16 protein-coding genes and 2 pseudogenes are annotated in these 15,755 nt (G+C 67.3%); 8 read left to right on the plus strand and 10 right to left on the minus strand.

The features are described 5' to 3' along the window. Positions 1 to 495: 495 nt before the first annotated feature. Entirely contained in the window at positions 496 to 1,098 is a 603-nt protein-coding gene (locus OG584_RS00760) for a transglycosylase SLT domain-containing protein (protein WP_405773884.1), read from the plus strand. A gap of 538 nt (positions 1,099 to 1,636) precedes the next feature. On the opposite strand, the gene OG584_RS00765 is transcribed toward OG584_RS00760, so the two are convergent. Both OG584_RS00765 and OG584_RS00770 read right to left on the minus strand, forming a co-directional pair. Then, complete coding sequence (locus OG584_RS00765; protein ID WP_405773886.1) at positions 1,637 to 2,518, minus strand: NAD(P)H-binding protein; 882 nt, start codon at positions 2,516 to 2,518, stop codon at positions 1,637 to 1,639. Positions 2,519 to 2,592: 74 nt separating this feature from the next. Next, positions 2,593 to 2,889, minus strand: a pseudogene (locus tag OG584_RS00770) (aldo/keto reductase); the annotation flags it as partial. Positions 2,890 to 3,045: 156 nt separating this feature from the next. On the opposite strand from OG584_RS00770, the pseudogene OG584_RS00775 reads away from it, so the two are divergent. Both OG584_RS00775 and OG584_RS00780 read left to right on the plus strand, forming a co-directional pair. Continuing rightward, positions 3,046 to 3,196 (plus strand): annotated as a pseudogene (locus OG584_RS00775) (transcriptional regulator); the annotation flags it as partial. Positions 3,197 to 3,230: 34 nt separating this feature from the next. Then, positions 3,231 to 3,374 carry a hypothetical protein gene (locus tag OG584_RS00780; protein WP_405773888.1) on the plus strand — a complete coding sequence of 48 codons (144 nt, stop codon included), beginning with the start codon at positions 3,231 to 3,233 and terminating at the stop codon, positions 3,372 to 3,374. 257 nt (positions 3,375 to 3,631) lie between these two features. On the opposite strand, the gene OG584_RS00785 is transcribed toward OG584_RS00780, so the two are convergent. The 4 genes from OG584_RS00785 to OG584_RS00800 all read right to left on the minus strand — a co-directional run bounded on the left by OG584_RS00785 (position 3,632) and on the right by OG584_RS00800 (position 6,274). Further along, complete coding sequence (locus OG584_RS00785) at positions 3,632 to 4,156, minus strand: ATP-binding protein (RefSeq protein ID WP_405773890.1); 525 nt, start codon at positions 4,154 to 4,156, stop codon at positions 3,632 to 3,634. A 446-nt stretch (positions 4,157 to 4,602) separates the two neighbouring features. Next, positions 4,603 to 5,226, minus strand: a complete 624-nt coding sequence (gene thpR, locus OG584_RS00790; RefSeq protein WP_405773892.1) for an RNA 2',3'-cyclic phosphodiesterase — start codon at positions 5,224 to 5,226, stop codon at positions 4,603 to 4,605. 361 nt (positions 5,227 to 5,587) lie between these two features. Next, positions 5,588 to 5,716: an LPFR motif small protein gene (locus OG584_RS00795; protein WP_405773893.1), complete on the minus strand. Its 129-nt coding sequence runs from the start codon at positions 5,714 to 5,716 to the stop codon at positions 5,588 to 5,590. Positions 5,717 to 5,893: 177 nt separating this feature from the next. After that, positions 5,894 to 6,274, minus strand: a complete 381-nt coding sequence (locus OG584_RS00800) for an ArsR/SmtB family transcription factor (RefSeq protein ID WP_405773895.1) — start codon at positions 6,272 to 6,274, stop codon at positions 5,894 to 5,896. A 219-nt stretch (positions 6,275 to 6,493) separates the two neighbouring features. On the opposite strand from OG584_RS00800, the gene OG584_RS00805 reads away from it, so the two are divergent. After that, entirely contained in the window at positions 6,494 to 7,723 is a 1,230-nt protein-coding gene (locus tag OG584_RS00805) for an MFS transporter (protein ID WP_405773897.1), read from the plus strand. A 236-nt stretch (positions 7,724 to 7,959) separates the two neighbouring features. On the opposite strand, the gene OG584_RS00810 is transcribed toward OG584_RS00805, so the two are convergent. Both OG584_RS00810 and OG584_RS00815 read right to left on the minus strand, forming a co-directional pair. Further along, the gene (locus tag OG584_RS00810; protein WP_405773899.1) at positions 7,960 to 8,409 is read right to left on the minus strand and encodes a spore-associated protein; all 450 of its coding nucleotides are present in this window, start codon (positions 8,407 to 8,409) and stop codon (positions 7,960 to 7,962) included. 219 nt (positions 8,410 to 8,628) lie between these two features. Continuing rightward, positions 8,629 to 9,258, minus strand: coding sequence for a dihydrofolate reductase family protein (locus OG584_RS00815; protein ID WP_405773901.1), 630 nt, complete (start codon positions 9,256 to 9,258; stop codon positions 8,629 to 8,631). A 356-nt stretch (positions 9,259 to 9,614) separates the two neighbouring features. On the opposite strand from OG584_RS00815, the gene OG584_RS00820 reads away from it, so the two are divergent. After that, positions 9,615 to 10,310 carry a pyridoxamine 5'-phosphate oxidase family protein gene (locus OG584_RS00820; protein ID WP_405773903.1) on the plus strand — a complete coding sequence of 232 codons (696 nt, stop codon included), beginning with the start codon at positions 9,615 to 9,617 and terminating at the stop codon, positions 10,308 to 10,310. 19 nt (positions 10,311 to 10,329) lie between these two features. Here OG584_RS00820 and OG584_RS00825 read toward each other — a convergent pair whose 3' ends face one another. Then, positions 10,330 to 10,905, minus strand: coding sequence for a TetR/AcrR family transcriptional regulator (locus OG584_RS00825; protein WP_405773905.1), 576 nt, complete (start codon positions 10,903 to 10,905; stop codon positions 10,330 to 10,332). Positions 10,906 to 11,027: 122 nt separating this feature from the next. On the opposite strand from OG584_RS00825, the gene OG584_RS00830 reads away from it, so the two are divergent. From OG584_RS00830 to OG584_RS00840, 3 genes are all read left to right on the plus strand, one after another. Beyond that, positions 11,028 to 12,245 carry a beta-ketoacyl-[acyl-carrier-protein] synthase family protein gene (locus OG584_RS00830; RefSeq protein WP_405773907.1) on the plus strand — a complete coding sequence of 406 codons (1,218 nt, stop codon included), beginning with the start codon at positions 11,028 to 11,030 and terminating at the stop codon, positions 12,243 to 12,245. A gap of 169 nt (positions 12,246 to 12,414) precedes the next feature. Continuing rightward, the gene (locus OG584_RS00835; RefSeq protein ID WP_405773909.1) at positions 12,415 to 13,005 is read left to right on the plus strand and encodes a dihydrofolate reductase family protein; all 591 of its coding nucleotides are present in this window, start codon (positions 12,415 to 12,417) and stop codon (positions 13,003 to 13,005) included. A gap of 833 nt (positions 13,006 to 13,838) precedes the next feature. Then, a complete protein-coding gene (locus tag OG584_RS00840) occupies positions 13,839 to 14,255 on the plus strand; it encodes an SH3 domain-containing protein (protein WP_405773910.1) in 417 nt (138 codons plus the stop codon). A gap of 105 nt (positions 14,256 to 14,360) precedes the next feature. On the opposite strand, the gene OG584_RS00845 is transcribed toward OG584_RS00840, so the two are convergent. Continuing rightward, entirely contained in the window at positions 14,361 to 15,134 is a 774-nt protein-coding gene (locus OG584_RS00845) for a methyltransferase domain-containing protein (RefSeq protein ID WP_405773912.1), read from the minus strand. Between the last annotated feature and the right edge of the window lie 621 nt (positions 15,135 to 15,755).

Consider the following 15,755-nt stretch of genomic DNA (forward strand, 5'->3'; position numbering starts at 1 on the left):
TCACGCGCCCCACAGGGACGCGCCAGGGGCCACGCGCTGCCAAGTCGGCCTGCCGGAAACGGACCAGCCCGCTTACGTGCCGAGGTGGGCTCGGATGCCGCTGGGACTGGGATTTTCTGTGTACGAGGGGTGACGCGGAGTGAGAATCCGGGGTGCGGGAGCCGGTGATATGTGAGCCCAGGCATAGGGGCCACGTCACACAGGACGGCACCTAGTAGGCCACGGCGGGGCTTTCCCCCCTCGTTGCGGGCCCCACACCCCGCCTGTCCGGTTTGTAACTAAATATCGTCGTAGGTCACACAATTGCCTTCGACCGGGTCCCTCTCGCAAGGTGTTTGACGTACCGGGGAGCCGAGCGCCGGACCGGGCGGAACACACCGCCCGTCATCCAGACACCGGCCCCACGACACGAACCACGGCCCCAGCGCCCTACCCGTGTCGCCGACCCCCCAGTCGGCCTCCCCACGACGTCCCCCACTGGAGAGGTACACACCCATGACTGTCACCACCCGCCGCACCCTGAGTCTCCGCAAGTCCTCCGTGGCCGGCATCGCCGCCGCCGGCGCCGCCGCCTGCGCCCTGTCCCTGGCCCCGCACCCCGCCCACGCCGCCGAGCCCACCACCGACGCACCCGTCTCGGCCGCCGCCGTCACCACCGCCCAGGTCGCCAAGCAGGCCCACCACGCCGAAAAGGCCGCCCAGCACACCACGGCGAAGAAGGCACCGAGCGCCATACACGCCGACCCCGTCGCCGAGATCGTCAAGAGCACCAAGTACGGCAACAACCTCGACGGCTGGATCAAGGAATCACTGGCCATCATGAAGGCCAAGCACATCCCCGGCAGCTACGAGGGCCTGCACCGCAACATCATGCGCGAGTCCAGCGGCAACCCCCACGCCCAGAACAACTGGGACGTCAACGCCCAGAACGGCATCCCCTCCAAGGGACTCCTCCAGGTCATCCAGCCCACCTTCGACACCTACCACGTCAAGGGCACCAAGGACAGCCTCACCGACCCCGTCGCCAACATCGTCGCCGCGGCCAACTACGCCGCCGACAAATACGGCTCGATGGACAACGTCAACTCCGCCTACTGACAACGCGGACCATCACACACCCGCACACACCCCCACAGACCACCTGAGTCCGTGGGACGGCCGAACCCCCCGGGAACGGCAGGACTCAGGTCCAGGCGAGGGGCTGGAACAGGTTCATCCATGAACCCGTCCCAGCCCCTCACCCATTTCCCGCCCCACCCACCTACCACACACCACACACTGCGGCAGCAGGTCTCGCCGAACTGACAGACCCGGCGGTCGACTTCCGACCTCCCAGTGAGTGGCGCTGCGCCCAGAACCGCTCCCCGGATAACCGGTCCGGCACTACAGGCCCACACCTCCGCCGAGTCCGACATGCGTAGCTAGCGGAGCTCGCCGGGCGCACCTGATCCCCGACAGGTTCAACTACAACACCGGTCTCCCGTCAGGGATTCACGCAGTTCACAACGGCCCCGGCAAGCAACACCTCTACTGCCCGCCCACAGATCAGACGCCAGGCGACCAGCCCTGCGACCCGGGCCCGTTCAGCCGGCAGTCCCGGGGAGACCCGGACCGGACGCGGTCACATCCAGGCCCCCTACGACACACCGGCAATCCGCCACCGCAGGTGGTCGTACGCCCAGGCAGCAAGACTGGTCGAGGTGGTGGTGTGGACGGTGCGGCGCTGTTCGGGCACGAAGTCCTCGCGCAGGCCGGTCGACATTCCGAGCACGGCCTCCACCAGCCCGTCAGTCATCCCGGCCTGGTGGAGCTGTGCACGCATGGCGTCGTCGGTGATCCGCTCGACACCGATCTGCCGGCCGGTGGCCGCGGTGAGGACTTCGGCAACCTGCCGCCAGGTGAGATCCGCGGGTCCATGAACTGCTTGCACACAACGGCCGGACCAGGCAGGAGAAAGCAGGCGGGTGGCTGCGACCTCGGCGATGTCGCGCGGCGCCACCCAGGCCATGGGCTGGTCGAGCGGAAGAACCACTTGGAGGGTGCCGGCCCGCAGGGCATCGAGTTGCAGTTCGAGATTGGTGAAGAAGTAACCGCACCTCAGATGGGTGACGTCGACACCCGTGCCGTCCAAAGCAGTTTCCGTGTGTGCCAAGCCGTCGATCTCGCCGACACCGTGACGCTTCTCGGCGCCGACACTGCTTTGGAAGACGACGCGGCTGATGCGGTTGTCGGTGACGGCTCGGACCACGCTGCGGGTGGCGCGAGCATAGTCGGCAAGAGGGTCCTCACTGCCGGTGGTCGGGTCCACCCAGAACAGTGCGTCAACGCCTTCGGTGGCGGCCACCACCGCGTCGGCATCATATTGGTCGACAGGTACGGCATCGACCTCGCCCTGCATGCCGGGAGCCAGCCGTCCGGGGTCCCGCAGCAAAACGCGCGGCCGGACCCCGGCGCGGACCAGTGTGGCGACGACGTGGTGACCTACATTGCCGGTCGGGGTGGTGACAGCGATCCGCACGGTTTCGTCCTCTCATCGTTTGCACGACTGCAGGTCAGGAGCCAAAGGGGGGGTACGCGGGTTCCTTCCGGGGCTCAGCTGCCCACGCCGAGGTCCGGCATGAACGCGGGCGGGTACCGCTCGCCGCGTGCAGCGCCCGGTGGCACCGCCTTCTCGATCGCGGCAAGGTCTGCCGGAGAGAGGACCAGCTCCACCGCGGGCAGGGCCTCGACAAGCCGCTCACGCGTGCGGGCACCGACCAGCGGCACGATGTGCTCACCCTGTGCGGCCACCCAGGCGATGGCCAGCTGCGCGACAGTGCACCCCTTCGCCTCGGCGACCCGGCGCAGCGCCTCCACCAGGGTGAGGTTGTGTTCCACGGTTCGTCCCTGCATCCCGTACTCCTTCGTGCTCGGTCTGCCGCGGTCGGTCTGTCACCCACCCTGAGCCCGCACCGCCCGGTGTGAAAGCGGAGCGCCGCTCCCTGGACCTGCCATCCAACAGCAGGCGACCATGAAGTCACGCAACGCGACCAACTCGCCGATCTTCTGCGTCGCCGCGAGGCGATCCGTCCGGCCGATGCCGGCATTCGCGGCGGCCCCCGGCGTCGGCCTGCGCAGGGTGGACGTGTCCCTGCTCGCCGGGATGACGGTGGACTACGTCGTACGGCTTGAGCAGCGACGCGGCAGTCAGCCCTCGATGGCGCGGGACAGCATGGATCCGAGGGGCAGGGGTGGAGCGACCTGCGCCCCGGGCGCTCTGGTCACGACTGGAGCGGTCGCACAGCGCCGGAGCCTCGGTCAACAAGCTCGGCGGCCAAGCCACCATGCCCTACACATCCGTCGTGATCACCTCGACCCGCTCCCCTGCGGCCTGACCGCGACAAACGCCGCCTGCCGACGGGGCACCGGCGGACTCGTGTGCCGGGGACCTTCGATGGCACATATTCAAAGTTCGACGGCAACGGGACGCCGGGGACGCGTGCACGGACAGATCGAATCTTGTCCCGTCTCAAGCGATCTGGCCCCTGTCCCAGCTGATCTGGTCCGATCGGCTCGGCGTCCCAGTTGATCTGGTCCCCGAAGGCCACGGCCCTACCCACAGAGACCGGATCATCCGAGACGGGACAGAATCTCAGCCCTTGACTGCCTCCGCGATCCGCTGAGCGGCCTGTGCGGGCGTGAGCTGCGTGGTGTCGACGACCTCAGCCTCACCGTGCAGCCACGTGCGGGCCGCCTCGGCATAGGGCTCAAGGTATTTGAGACGGAACGGAGAGTTGGGACCGAGAACCGTGTCCGCTTCGATGCGCCCACGGAGGGTTTCCTGGTCAGCGTGGAGTACGAAATGCCTTACCGGGATGGCATGTTGGGCGAGACCCGTGCTGATCTCATGCCAGTACTGCTCGACCAGGACAGTCATAGGCATCACCAGGGTGCCGCCGGTGTATTCCAGTACGCGGCGGGCCGTCTCGACCACGAGAGGCCGCCACGGCGGCCAGTCCTGGAAGTTTCCCGTCCAGGGCAGCCCCGGCGTGATGTCCATGAGTGTCTCACCGACCTTCTCGGCATCGAACACTCTTGAGTCCGGGATCAGCTGCTGCACGAGTGCACCGGTCGTTGTCTTACCTGCGCCGTGGGTGCCATTGAGCCATACGATCATGGGCCCGACGCTAGCGGTGTGTGCCCGTGGCCCGGTGCAGATCACGTCACAGAATGGAAACGACAGAAGGCCCGGTGCCGTTTCAGCCTCTCAAAGGCGTCGTCTGCGGCCGGAAACCGCTGTGCGGCCGGGTCCTCCCGGCTGCTGTGACCCGGTGGTCATGCCCGCAGCGCCCGGTGCCGGACTCCGTGAACGCAGGGCACGGTTACCGCGGGCCCCGCTTCTGGCGGTACTGGTGCGGCGGGACACCGCGAGAGGCTCGCCCCGCCAACTCCAGTACGGGTGTGCGGTGGTCCCGGCCGGGGCGGGGTAGAGCTCTGCGAGCTGCTGGAGCAGCGCTGGATACGGATCGCGTTCCGGGTCTCGCGACTCGGCTGGGGACCTGCCACGGATCAGGAGGGGGTGAGTGTGATCATCGCGTGCCGTCCAACGCCCTGTTACCTCGTTCAGGGTCCCGTGGAGTGATCGCCGCCGAAGGACCACGCCTCGATGTCGCGGTAGCGGATCGGTCCGCCACTACGGTCGCCGCTGCCGGCAACGAGGTGCAGACGCCCGGCGGTCCATGGCCGGCCGGTGAATCGGGCAAGCCCTTCGGCGATCTCCCCCGCCGAGGACTGATCTCCCCGACGGGCACGGGCCAGCGTCAGATGGGGACGCAGCGGACGGCCCTCAAAAGCGACACCGCAGTCCTTGACGGCAGCACGCACATCGGCAGCGAGCATGTGCAGCTCATCGACGTCTCCGCCGATTCCGCTCCACACCACTCGGCCGTCGAAAGTTCCGCCGCCGCGCAGCGCCAGGCACAGCGGCCGGCCGGCCGCTGCAAGGCCACTCAGAGCCGACTGCAGAAGCGGAACCGTCCCGGTCGGCTGCTCGCCGAGGAATGCCAGGGTGATGTGCCAGTCCTCAATACGGTTCCACCTCAGGTGAGGGTGCGTGCCTTGGACGAGGCGCAGTTCCCGGGCCAGTTCTTCTTTCGCTTGGTCGGGCGGGGCGAGCGCGATGAACACACGAACGGTCGCGGGCTGATTCTGTTCGTTCACACCAGTCTTCGTACCGCACGCGGGCATTCCTACCGCACGCGGGTAGGAAATGTGACAGCCCAGGCGGCGCAGGGCTCACGTAACGGCGCCACGGACGGCCGGTTCCACTCGCCTCCCCACTCCACCCCCGGCCGGAAGCCCACGCGCGGCGTTCCCGGCCTTTCGGCCGGTACGGGGAGAGGACGTTCCTGGCGCCACCTCGGGCATTGAGATCCGCCACCTTCTTCTGCGACCACAGCTCGCTGAACTGTGCGAGCTCTTCGGCGAGGTTGAGAGGAACAGGGGGCGGACCCGTGCCGGGTTCCGCCCCCTGTTCATACTGTTCGTATGTTCGAGCCGACAGGTGCTCACTCGGTACCCGGTGTGGGTAAACCTGCCGGGATTCCGCTCAGTGGTGACCGTGGGCGGAGTCAGCAGCCCCGCCGAACAGACGCGCCACCGCCCTGAACGGCAGGGTCACCACAGTGGCGATTGCCCCGCCGATGGCCCGGAAAATGTCCGCGATAGCACTCAGCATGCTCAACTCCGTCCTGGCATCCATGGCGACGCCGATTCCAACCGCTTCCAGCGGCCTGCTGTCAGACGCCTGCCCCGAGCCCCGGTGAAGAAACACAACATCCACCCATGGGGAGGGCCGCCCAGGCACACAGACCCTTCCCAATCAGCCGGAGCGGACCCCGGGGGCCCAGCCGGGTCAGCGCGTGTCCGCGATCCAGTCGGCGACCAGGCCGAGGAGACCGGGGAAGCGGGCATTGAGGTCATCGACGCGTACGTGGCTGCGGCGTTCGAGCCCGTACTGACGCTGCCTGGTGATCCCGGCCTCACGCAGGGCCTTGAAGTGGTGGGTGAGCGAGGACTTGGGCCGGTCGATCCCGAACCATCCGCAGGAGTGGTCGAAGTCTTCCGATTCGAGAAGGAGCTTGCGGACGATGGTCAACCGCAGTGGGTCGCTCAGCGCGCCCAGCACTCTCTCCAGACGTACGTCATCAACAGCCGGCTCAGGCAGCGGGTCGGGCAGCCCCGGCGGCTCGGGAAGCACCTTGATCGCGGGCGCGGCGTTCACGTTCGGCGGCACGGACAGCTCCCAGCAACTTGAAATCCCCTGTACGACTCCGATCGTACTGCATGCTAAGTTCGACTCAACTCGTACTGACGTATGCCGGGAGGGACACCCATGCCCAAGAATTCGGCCGTGCCCGCGAAACGCATCGGCGACAAACGGCGACCCGAGGCGACAGCCGGAGAGGGGAAGCGGCCGCCGACAGGGCGCTCCGCTCCCATGAGGTTGGTGTGGATGGCGGCATGGCCGGTCACCGCCGTCTTCATCCTGTCCAACGCGGCGACACCGCTCTATGTCCTGTGGCAGCGTGACATCGGGTTCTCCAAGGGCACGCTCACCGTGATCTTCGCCTTCTACATCATCGGCCTGCTCGGGTCGCTGCTGGTCTCCGGGGTACTGTCCGATCGCATCGGACGCAAGCCTGTGCTTCTTCCGGCGCTCGCCCTCGCCCTGGCCGCCTGCGCCATCTTCGCGACCGCCTCGACGGTGGCAGCGCTGATCGTGGCCCGGCTGTTCACCGGTATAGCTGTGGGCGCGGTCGTCTCCGCGGGTATGGCTGCGGTCACCGACACAGCGGGACCGGAACGCAAGCCGCTCGCCGCCCTGCTGGCCTCCTGCGCGATGGTCTTCGGTGCGGGCCTGGGGCCCCTCCTGGCCGGTGTGCTCTCCGAGACATTGCCCGCCCCCACTGTCACCGTCTTCGTCGTCGAGGCCATACTGCTGGGAACCGCGGTTCTCGCCGTGCTGCTCATGCCGGTGCGACGTCCCGCCGCACCCAGGAAGGGAGCATGGGCGCGGGTCCCTGGCGTTCCGCGGGGCAACCGCATACAACTCGTCCTGGGAACCGCCGTGTTCGCCCCTGGCATCACCGCAACGTCATTTGTCCTCTCCCTCGGGCCGTCGCTGCTGTCCGGGCTGCTCGACACCACCAGCCGGACCATCGCGGGCGCCATGGCATTCGCCATGTTCCTCACCGCCACCGGGGTGCAGTTCACCGTCCGGAAACTCCCTCGCAGCACTGTCCTGATGGCCGGAGCCACCGGCACCACGCTGAGCATGACCACCCTCATCATCGCCGTTAACACCGCGTCGGCACCGGCCCTCATCGTCTCCGCCCTGCTGGCGGGCACCGGCCAGGGCCTTGGCCAACTCGGAGGGCTGTCTCTGCTCAACTCCTCCATCCCGTCCCACCGTCTCGCCGAGGCGAACGCGGCACTCAACGTCAGCGGATACACCCTGGCGGGCATCCTGCCCGTGGCTGCCGGCTACCTCAGCGACACCATGGGAATCACGAACGGAGCCACCCTCTTCGGCGCTGCCCTCATGGCACTGGCGGTCATCGGCGCGCTCGTGGTCATCAGGAACCGCCACCGGGCGTCCGGCCGGGATCTGCGCGAACCACCGGCCTGTGCTGCCCGGTTCACCACCGGACTCCCACCAGGAACAGGGAGCCACCGGCCATGAGGTGCAGGGCAAGGCATGACAGGACAGGGCAGCCTCCGCGATCCCGACCATTGGCAGCACACACCAAAGCAGCACAGATGGAGTCTTCCGGCTTGTCGCCGGTCACCAGTGCCGCTCCAGTGTGACACAGGTACGAGATCCCCCCACCCGGCCGGCCGGATACGCGGCGCGGTCCGGGTGGTCCGGCCGGCCCGCGCCTGAGGCGACGGACAGGCCGACAGTTGGACCGTGCCGGGTCAGCGGACCTCGGTGACCCGGCGCTCCTTCAGGGCGGCGCAGTTGGAGTGCTCCACCGACACGGACACATTGTCGATGGTGCCACCCCAACTCACGCAGTGGCCCTTGCCGTAGGCGTAGGTCGGCCCCGCGTAGGACGTGTAGTTACCGTCGTCCCCGGCCCACGTGTCGGTGTCGGGAATGTAGACGTAGGTGGACATGTACGTGGCCTTGCCGGGGGCCGAGCGGATGGTCACGGCACAGTTCTTGCCGTTCGAGGAGTTGTACGTGAGGTAGACGGTGCCTCGCGAGCCGATGGGTGCCGAGTTCACGGTCTTGTAGGCGCTGCCGCAGGCGCCCTGTGGTGTGACGTTGGGTGCGGCGGAGGCGGTCGTGCCGAGCGCGGTCGTGGCGCCGACCGCCAGTGCGGTCAGTGCCCCGGCAGCCGCGAGATTGCGCGCGATTCTCATATTTCCCCCTTGCGTCCCCGAGAGCAGTTTGCTCCCACTTGATGTGACCCGCGAGTGGCACGGATAGTTGTGCCGGATTCGCTTCGGGCCCCGCAGGGAGGTGAGTTGAGGGAGCCGGGAGCCCCTCGTGGCAGGTGCGCAGCGGCAGCGGCTGGTACGCCTGCCGGTACCGTCGGCAGGTCCGGCGAGTCCGGCGCCGGGGCGCGTGCCGGGGTGCTGTCACTCCTGCTCATCCAGCCTGAAGGACCCGTACCGGGGCTTCCCGGCCCGTCCGTAGACGCAGTACTGCACGCCCGCACCGGTGATGCGGGACTGCAGCAGCGTCCAGGCCACAGGGGCGGCGTGGGCGTCGAAGAGCCGCTTGCCGGTACCGACCGTCACCGGGTTGACGAATACCCGGTACTCATCGACGAGGTCGTGACGCTGCAGGGTACGGATGAGGTCGCTGCTGCCCTGCGTCATGATTACGCCGTCGAGCTGTTCCTTGAGCCGGGCTACGGACTGCGCGGCCTCGCCCCTGAGCACGTGGGAGTTGTGCCACTCCAGATTTTCGCGGGTGCGCGAGGCGACATATTTGGGCATGGCGTTGAGTTTCACCGCGATCGGATCGTTCGTGTCGGTGACCCGGGGCCAATGGGCGGCGAAAATGTCGTAGGTCTTGCGGCCGAGCAGGAGATGGTCCGCCGTTTCACCGAAGATCCCCTTCATGAGGCCCATGAAGTCCTCGTCGACGTACGGGACCTGCCAGCCGCCGTACGGGAAGTCTTCATCGACGTCCTCGCCCGGTCCGCCGGGAGCCTGCATGATGCCGTCCAGAGTGACGAACGCGGTGACGATCAACTTACTCATCAGGCTGCCTTTCGGGCTCGGTGTCCACCTGCACTCTCCTGTTGACTCCTGGACCGCCGAGAAATCATCGTCGCCCCCGAGCGGACAGCGGCTCCTGGGAGCGGGGCCGGGTCCGGCACAGGAAGGCACCGAACACCCTCGATGTACGAAATTCGTCGCCCAATGCCACACGCGAGACTGATTTAGTCGACACCTGGCCCTCCAGTAACGGAATCTGTAGGCTGCGATACGGGGCGCGACTCAGTCCCCCGCCATCGCAGAGGCCCGCGTGCCGCCAGGAGACGGCCGTCGACCCGCTCCGGTCGGCCCACGCGAGCTCGCCCATGGACCCCGCCCCATCGACGTAAGGCCCCGTCATGAGCCATCCCGCCCCCGGCCGGCCCCTGTCCCGGACGGACCGCTCCCGCCACCGCCGGCTTCGTGAGCAAGGCAGCCCCGACCGGGACGAGCTCGATGCCATCCTCGCGGCCGGCTTTGTCTGCCACCTCGGAGTGAGCGTCGACGGCAGCCTCCTGGTCGTGCCGACCGTCTACGGTGCGGACGACACCACCTTGTACTTCCACGGCTCGGCGGCCAGCCGCAGCCTGCTCGCCGCCCCGGCCTCATCCGTGTGCGTCACCGTGACGCACGTCGACGGCCTCGTGCTGGCCCGGTCCGTCTTCGAGCACGGCGTCAACTACCGCAGCGCCATGGTCTTCGGTACACCCAGGCCCGTCACCGACCCCGACGAGAAGTGGGCGGGCCTGCGCTGTCTCACGGAGCAGTCGGCCCCGGGGCAGTGGGACTACGCCAGGCAGCCCACCCGCAAAGAACTGGCGGCTACCTCCCTGCTGGCGCTCTCCCTCGACGAGGCCTCCGTGAAGATCCGCACCGGCGCCCCGGACGACGGCGACACCCCCGACGCCGAGCTCGGACTGTGGGCCGGCGTACTCCCTCTCCAGACACGCTGGGGCACCCTCGAAGCCGACCCGGCCCTGCCACCAGGTATTCAGGCGCCGCCCCACCTCATCGAGCGGCAGGACACGGCCCAGGGCCTGCGTCCGTCGCCGTGAAACCGGACCGCATGCTGATTCACCAAGCGGCCGTCATGCGGCGTGCCAGCAGGACGATGTGCCGGCGCGGGTCGCTGCCGTCATCGGCTACCGAGCCGAGGATCAGCTGACTGAGCTGGGGGAACGCGGTGGGCAGGATGGCGATGCCGATGAGGGCCAGCAGGGTGCTCGCCGCCCGGCTGTCCGGCTCGATACCCAGAGCCCCGGCCAGGATCTCGACGCTCTGCCGGTAGTGGGCCGTCCGCTGCAGTTCGTTCGGCAGACCGCCCGCACCGTAATACAGGGCCTCCCACATCAGCAGCCGCAGCAGGCGCGGGTTCTGCCGGTGCAGGTCGTAGATCCGGCCTGCGTACTCGGCAGGATCGCCTTCGGGCGGCCCCAGCAGTGAGGCGTGCTCCGTCAGCGCCTCGGCGATGACGGCAGCGAAGAGTTTCTCCTTGCTGCCGAAGTGACCGTAGATCCGCTCCTTGCTGACTCCGGCCTGCTCCGCGATCCGCACGACGCGCGCGCCCGCCATGCCGTGGGCGGCGAACTCCTCACGCGCCGCGGCCAGCAGACGGGCGGGGGTCTCACCTGGTTCATCGCTACGGGACATGACGTCATCCTACATTGCCAACCAGAAGGTTGGTTGGCTACCGTGCGGACCTCGGGAGCAGCTGCCCGTCTGTATTCGGGCGGCTGCCCGACAGTGCTGCTGAGATATGGGGAGTCCAGTTCATGACTGATGCAGAGGTCTGGGTGACCGGCCTGGGAGCCACCACACCCCTGGGCGGTGACCTCCCGGCCACCTGGTCCGCGATGCAGACCGGGGAGAACGGAATCGGTGTACTCGACGACACCTGGGCCGCCGGACTCCCCGTCCGCCTCGCCGCCCGGATGCGAGTGGACCCGGCGACCGCCATGCGGCGCACCGAGGCACGCCGCATGGACCGGTGCGAACAGGCGGCGCTGGTCAGCGCCCGAGAGGCCTGGGCCGACGCGAACCAACCCGACGCCGATCCGGAACGGGTGGCCGTCGTGATCGGCACGGGTGTCGGAGGCGTGGTGTCTTTGCTCGAACAGGACGACACCCTGGAGCGCTCCGGGCCGCGCAAAGTCTCCCCGCACACCGTGCCGATGCTGATGGCCAATGGTCCGGCAGCCTGGGTAAGCATCGACGTGGGAGCTCAGGGCGGCGCCCACACCCCTGTCAGTGCCTGCGCATCGGGAGCCGAGGCCATCGCCACCGGGCTCGACCTGATCCGCCTCGGCCGCGCCGACGTAGTCATAGCGGGAGGCACGGAAGCATGCCTGCACGGGCTGCCTCTGGCCGGGTTCGCTCAGATGACGGCACTGTCCACAACGAACGACGATCCCCTGCGGGCCTCAAGGCCCTTCGACGCCGGCCGTAACGGCTTCGTACTGGGCGAAGGGGCCGCCGTCCTGGTGCTCGAACGTGCGGAATTCGCCCGCTCCCGCGGAGCCCGCCCTCACGGAATCCTCGCGGGCGCCGGCATCACATCCAGTGCCCAGCACATCACCGCATCAGACACCACAGGCCAGATCCGGGCGATACGCAGAGCACTGGAATCAGGTCAGCTGACACCCGAGGACATCGGCCTGATACACGCACACGCGACCTCCACCCCACAAGGTGACCTCGCCGAAGCGAAAGCCATCGCCGAAGGCATCGGAACACACCCTGCCGTGACCGCCACCAAGTCAATGACCGGCCACCTCCTGGGTGCATCAGGTGCTCTCGGGGCCATCGTGACAGTCCTCTCGCTGCGGGACGGGACGGCGCCGGCGACCCGGAATCTCGACAGGCTCGACCCCGCCATCACACTCGACGTGATCTCCGGGCAACCCCGACACGGAAACTGGCGCGCAGGAGTCGCCAACTCCTTCGGCTTCGGCGGCCATAACGTCTCACTCGCCTTCACAGCACCTCACTGATCACACCGGCGCCCACACCCCACCCATCGGAACAGATCGGCCGACGCCCGTTCGCATTGATGCTCGTAACAACTTGCAGTCGCCCGATGAGTCCGTCCGGCTTCCCTGGCCCGGCACCCGTATAGAGGGTCGGGGCGTCCAAGCCCGTGACTACGGAAGAGGGCACGCCATGGGCAAGGTCATCGTGATCGAGCATCTGACACTCGACGGCGTAATGCAGGCTCCGGGGCACCCCGATGAAGACCGCCGGAACGGCTTCCGGCACGGCGGTTGGGCGAACCAAGGCCAGGACCCGAGCATGCAGGAAGTGATGAGTGCCTACATGTCCGGCGCGTGGGCCCTCCTGGCAGGCAGGACTACGTACGAGCGCTTCGCGGACTACTGGCCCCGGCAGGAACCCAGTTCATTCGCCCAGGCGCTCCGGCGTGTCCGCAAGTACGTGGTGTCGACCACACTGACTGAACCGTTGAAGTGGGAGAACTCAGTCGTCCTTGGCGGCGATGCACCGGATGCGGTGGCTACGCTGAAAAACGAGTTGCCGGAGAACCTGGTGGTGTTCGGCAGCGGGGTCCTCGTGCGGTCGCTGCTGCCCCGGAATCTCGTCGACGAGTTGATCGTGATGATCCATCCCCTGGCCTTGGGCTCGGGCCACCGGCTGTTCACGGACGACGGATCGGACCTCACCGCTTTCCGGCTGGCCGACTGCACGACGACAGGTACCGGAGTGATCATCGCGGCATACCGGCCCGCCGGACAGTGAGGGTGCCTCAACGAAGCACGTAGCAAGGGTCGTTGCACACCCGCGTGTCTCCATTCCGACGACGCCCGTCATGTCTTCCTCTGGGCGGCATCCAGGGTGAGGACTGCTGCGACCGGGACCACCGGGAAGAACAGCAGGGAACTCGCCAGGCCGGCGACCACCAGGCCCATCGGAAGGCGAGCCAAGCCTTCAGGCGGAGGGCCGAGCACCAGCCGCAGCCCGTCAGTGGGGCGGTCTCTCCAGAGGCTGGTCGCCCCAGTGCCACGCGCTTCTGTGATCTGCACGAGGCCCTGAAGCGATGTCAGGAAGCCGTAAGGCCGGACCTGGTTCCGGACGGCACGCTCATCGAGTTCTACCGGGCCGCAGGGACCTTCTCAGAACATCACCCTTTTCGCCGTCACGCATCGGGATAGTGCACAACGGCTCGATCGCACGAATTCACAGACGTCAGACGGTACGTCCGGAACAGCGTCGCCGACATCACGGCCAGGACGCATGCCACGAGAGCGACGGTAGGCACAACGTTCATTGGCGGAACGCGTGATCAGCCGAAGGCGGTCTGTGCATCGGGCAGTTACTGGTGTGAATTATTAAATACGACGAACCGTTCGGATCCCGAAGTCAACGTCGAACCGGGTGACCTTCCGGGATTCACTGGGCGAGAACCGAGGTCCTGATCTCAGGAGTCACTGATTGACGTCAACGTGCGTACAGGTGTTGCGTCACACGTTAGGACTATCTAATCCATTTCCACGCGCTACTGGGGAGCTTGCCACGTAATTTCACCTACGCGCCAATGAGCGTCATTGGACGTCAGGAAAAGGAGAAATCCCTTGTCGACAATCACTGCCCTGCGTTCTCTCCGGGGTCGCACTGTCCTTGCCGGCGCGAGCGCGCTGAGCACCGCTGTGGTCCTGGGCGCTGCATTGCTCGCCGCCTCCCCGGCCGAGGCTGCTCCGCCGACCCCGTACGGCACGGTCACAGCGGGCAACGGCCTGGTTCAGCGTCAGTATCCCAGCACGGACTCGTCCGCCGAGGGCTCACTGCGCTACCGCCAGCAGGTGGGCCTGCGGTGCAAGGTCCGCGCCCAGAACATCGAAGGCAACACCATCTGGTACCTGCTCCGAGACACCTCGACCTGGGTGTCGGCGAAGTACGTGGACAACACCGGCAACGTGGCGTACTGCAAGGACGTCCAGCGTCGTAGCCCGGCCACGATGAACGCAGTGCCGAAGGGCGCCAAGGGCTGACCTGCCCCCGCTGTTTTTGGGGCCCGGAGTCGCGGCGCGGTGTGTGGTGCGGGTGACTCCGGGCGGTGGTCCGTGGGTGTCGGTGGCGCGGGTTGTGGGTTGTGTTCAGTGGGTTTTGCGGAGCAGGAAGAAGATGCTGGGTCCGAATGCTGTGCGTGCGAGGGGGGCTTGGAGGGCCTTTTCGAGGGTGTTGAGTGCGGGGGTGGGGAGGAGTCGTTTGAGTTGTGGGTGGCGGAGGTTGGATACCGACAGGGTGCGTTCCACGGTGAATCCGGTGTGTTGCATGTGTTCTGTGATGGTGTCGGGGTGGTGGTTCACGAAGGGGATGCTGTCGCGGTCGCGGTTGGTGGTGGAGCGCAGGTCGATGGGGTTGCGGGAGAGGGGGCGGCGGTTGAGTGCTGCTTTGAGGCGGTTGGCGGCGTGGGCGCTGTTGGCGACTTCGATGATGGCTCGGCCGTCGTGGCGCAGGATGCGGTGGATTTCTTTGAGGGCGTCGGTGGGGTCGGGGAGGTGGTGCATGACGCGGACCATGCTGACGAGGTCGGCGGTGGCGTTGTCGAAGGGGAGTGTGCCTGCGGGGGCGAGGCGGATTTCTACGCCTCCTTCGGCGGCGAGGTGGGTTTTCGCGGTGTCGAGTTGTTTGCGGCTGGAGTCGGTGAGTGTGACTTTTTCCGCGTAGCGTCCCAGGGTCGGTACGAGGCGTCCGTATCCGCCTCCGACGTCGACGGCGTGCGGTACGAATGTGCCGCGCAGGAGTCGGCGTAGGGCTGTGACTTCTGCCTGGTGTTCGTATGCGCGTCCGTACCAGTAGGTTCGGTAGTCCTCGTGTGTGTCGTACTGATCGGCGCGCTGGGCCGACTGGTCCGAGATGACCGTCATCTGGTGTGCTCCTCGGGTTGTGTCTTTTCCATCCGTCGCCGGGCGGACTCTGACGTCAGGTCACCTCGGATCGGTGGAGTGTGCAGCGCGAGGTGTGGGGGTGTGGGCTGCCGCATGGTCGGTGTGCTGTGGGTGGGCGGGGTGTCTGTGCAGGTGGGGGTGGAGCGGGGATCCGAATGGGCGAAATTCGTCGCGCGGCCCCGTTCGGGTGGCCCGGGTGGCTGGGGTGCCTGCGGCCGGACCGTGGTCAGGTGACGTGACGTCACGGCCCTGCGACCGGGCTTCGGTGATCTGCCGGGAGCTGGTAGGTTCTCGTTTTTACTTCAACGTCCCCCGGACTGGGGCTGGTTGAGCAGGCGCGTTGGTGTGTATTGCGGGCGCAGGGGCCTGTGGAAGTCCGTGCCTGCGGGAGCCGGACAGGCAATGTGGGGGGTCGGGGCGGGGTTCTCGGGTTCTTTGGCTGTGGGTTCTGGTGTGGTGTCCCGTTTCGTTGCGGCGGTTGGATGGTGGGTGCGCGGGGTCGGGGTTCTGGTGGGGTGGGGTGGGGGTGATGGGCCACTTGGCGGCTGGATTGCTCATCCTTTCGCGGGAAGGGGACCCGGCGCGGCGGCAGGTACGTGA

The organism is Streptomyces sp. NBC_00859, assembly GCF_045161865.1.
GTDB lineage: Bacteria > Actinomycetota > Actinomycetes > Streptomycetales > Streptomycetaceae > Streptomyces.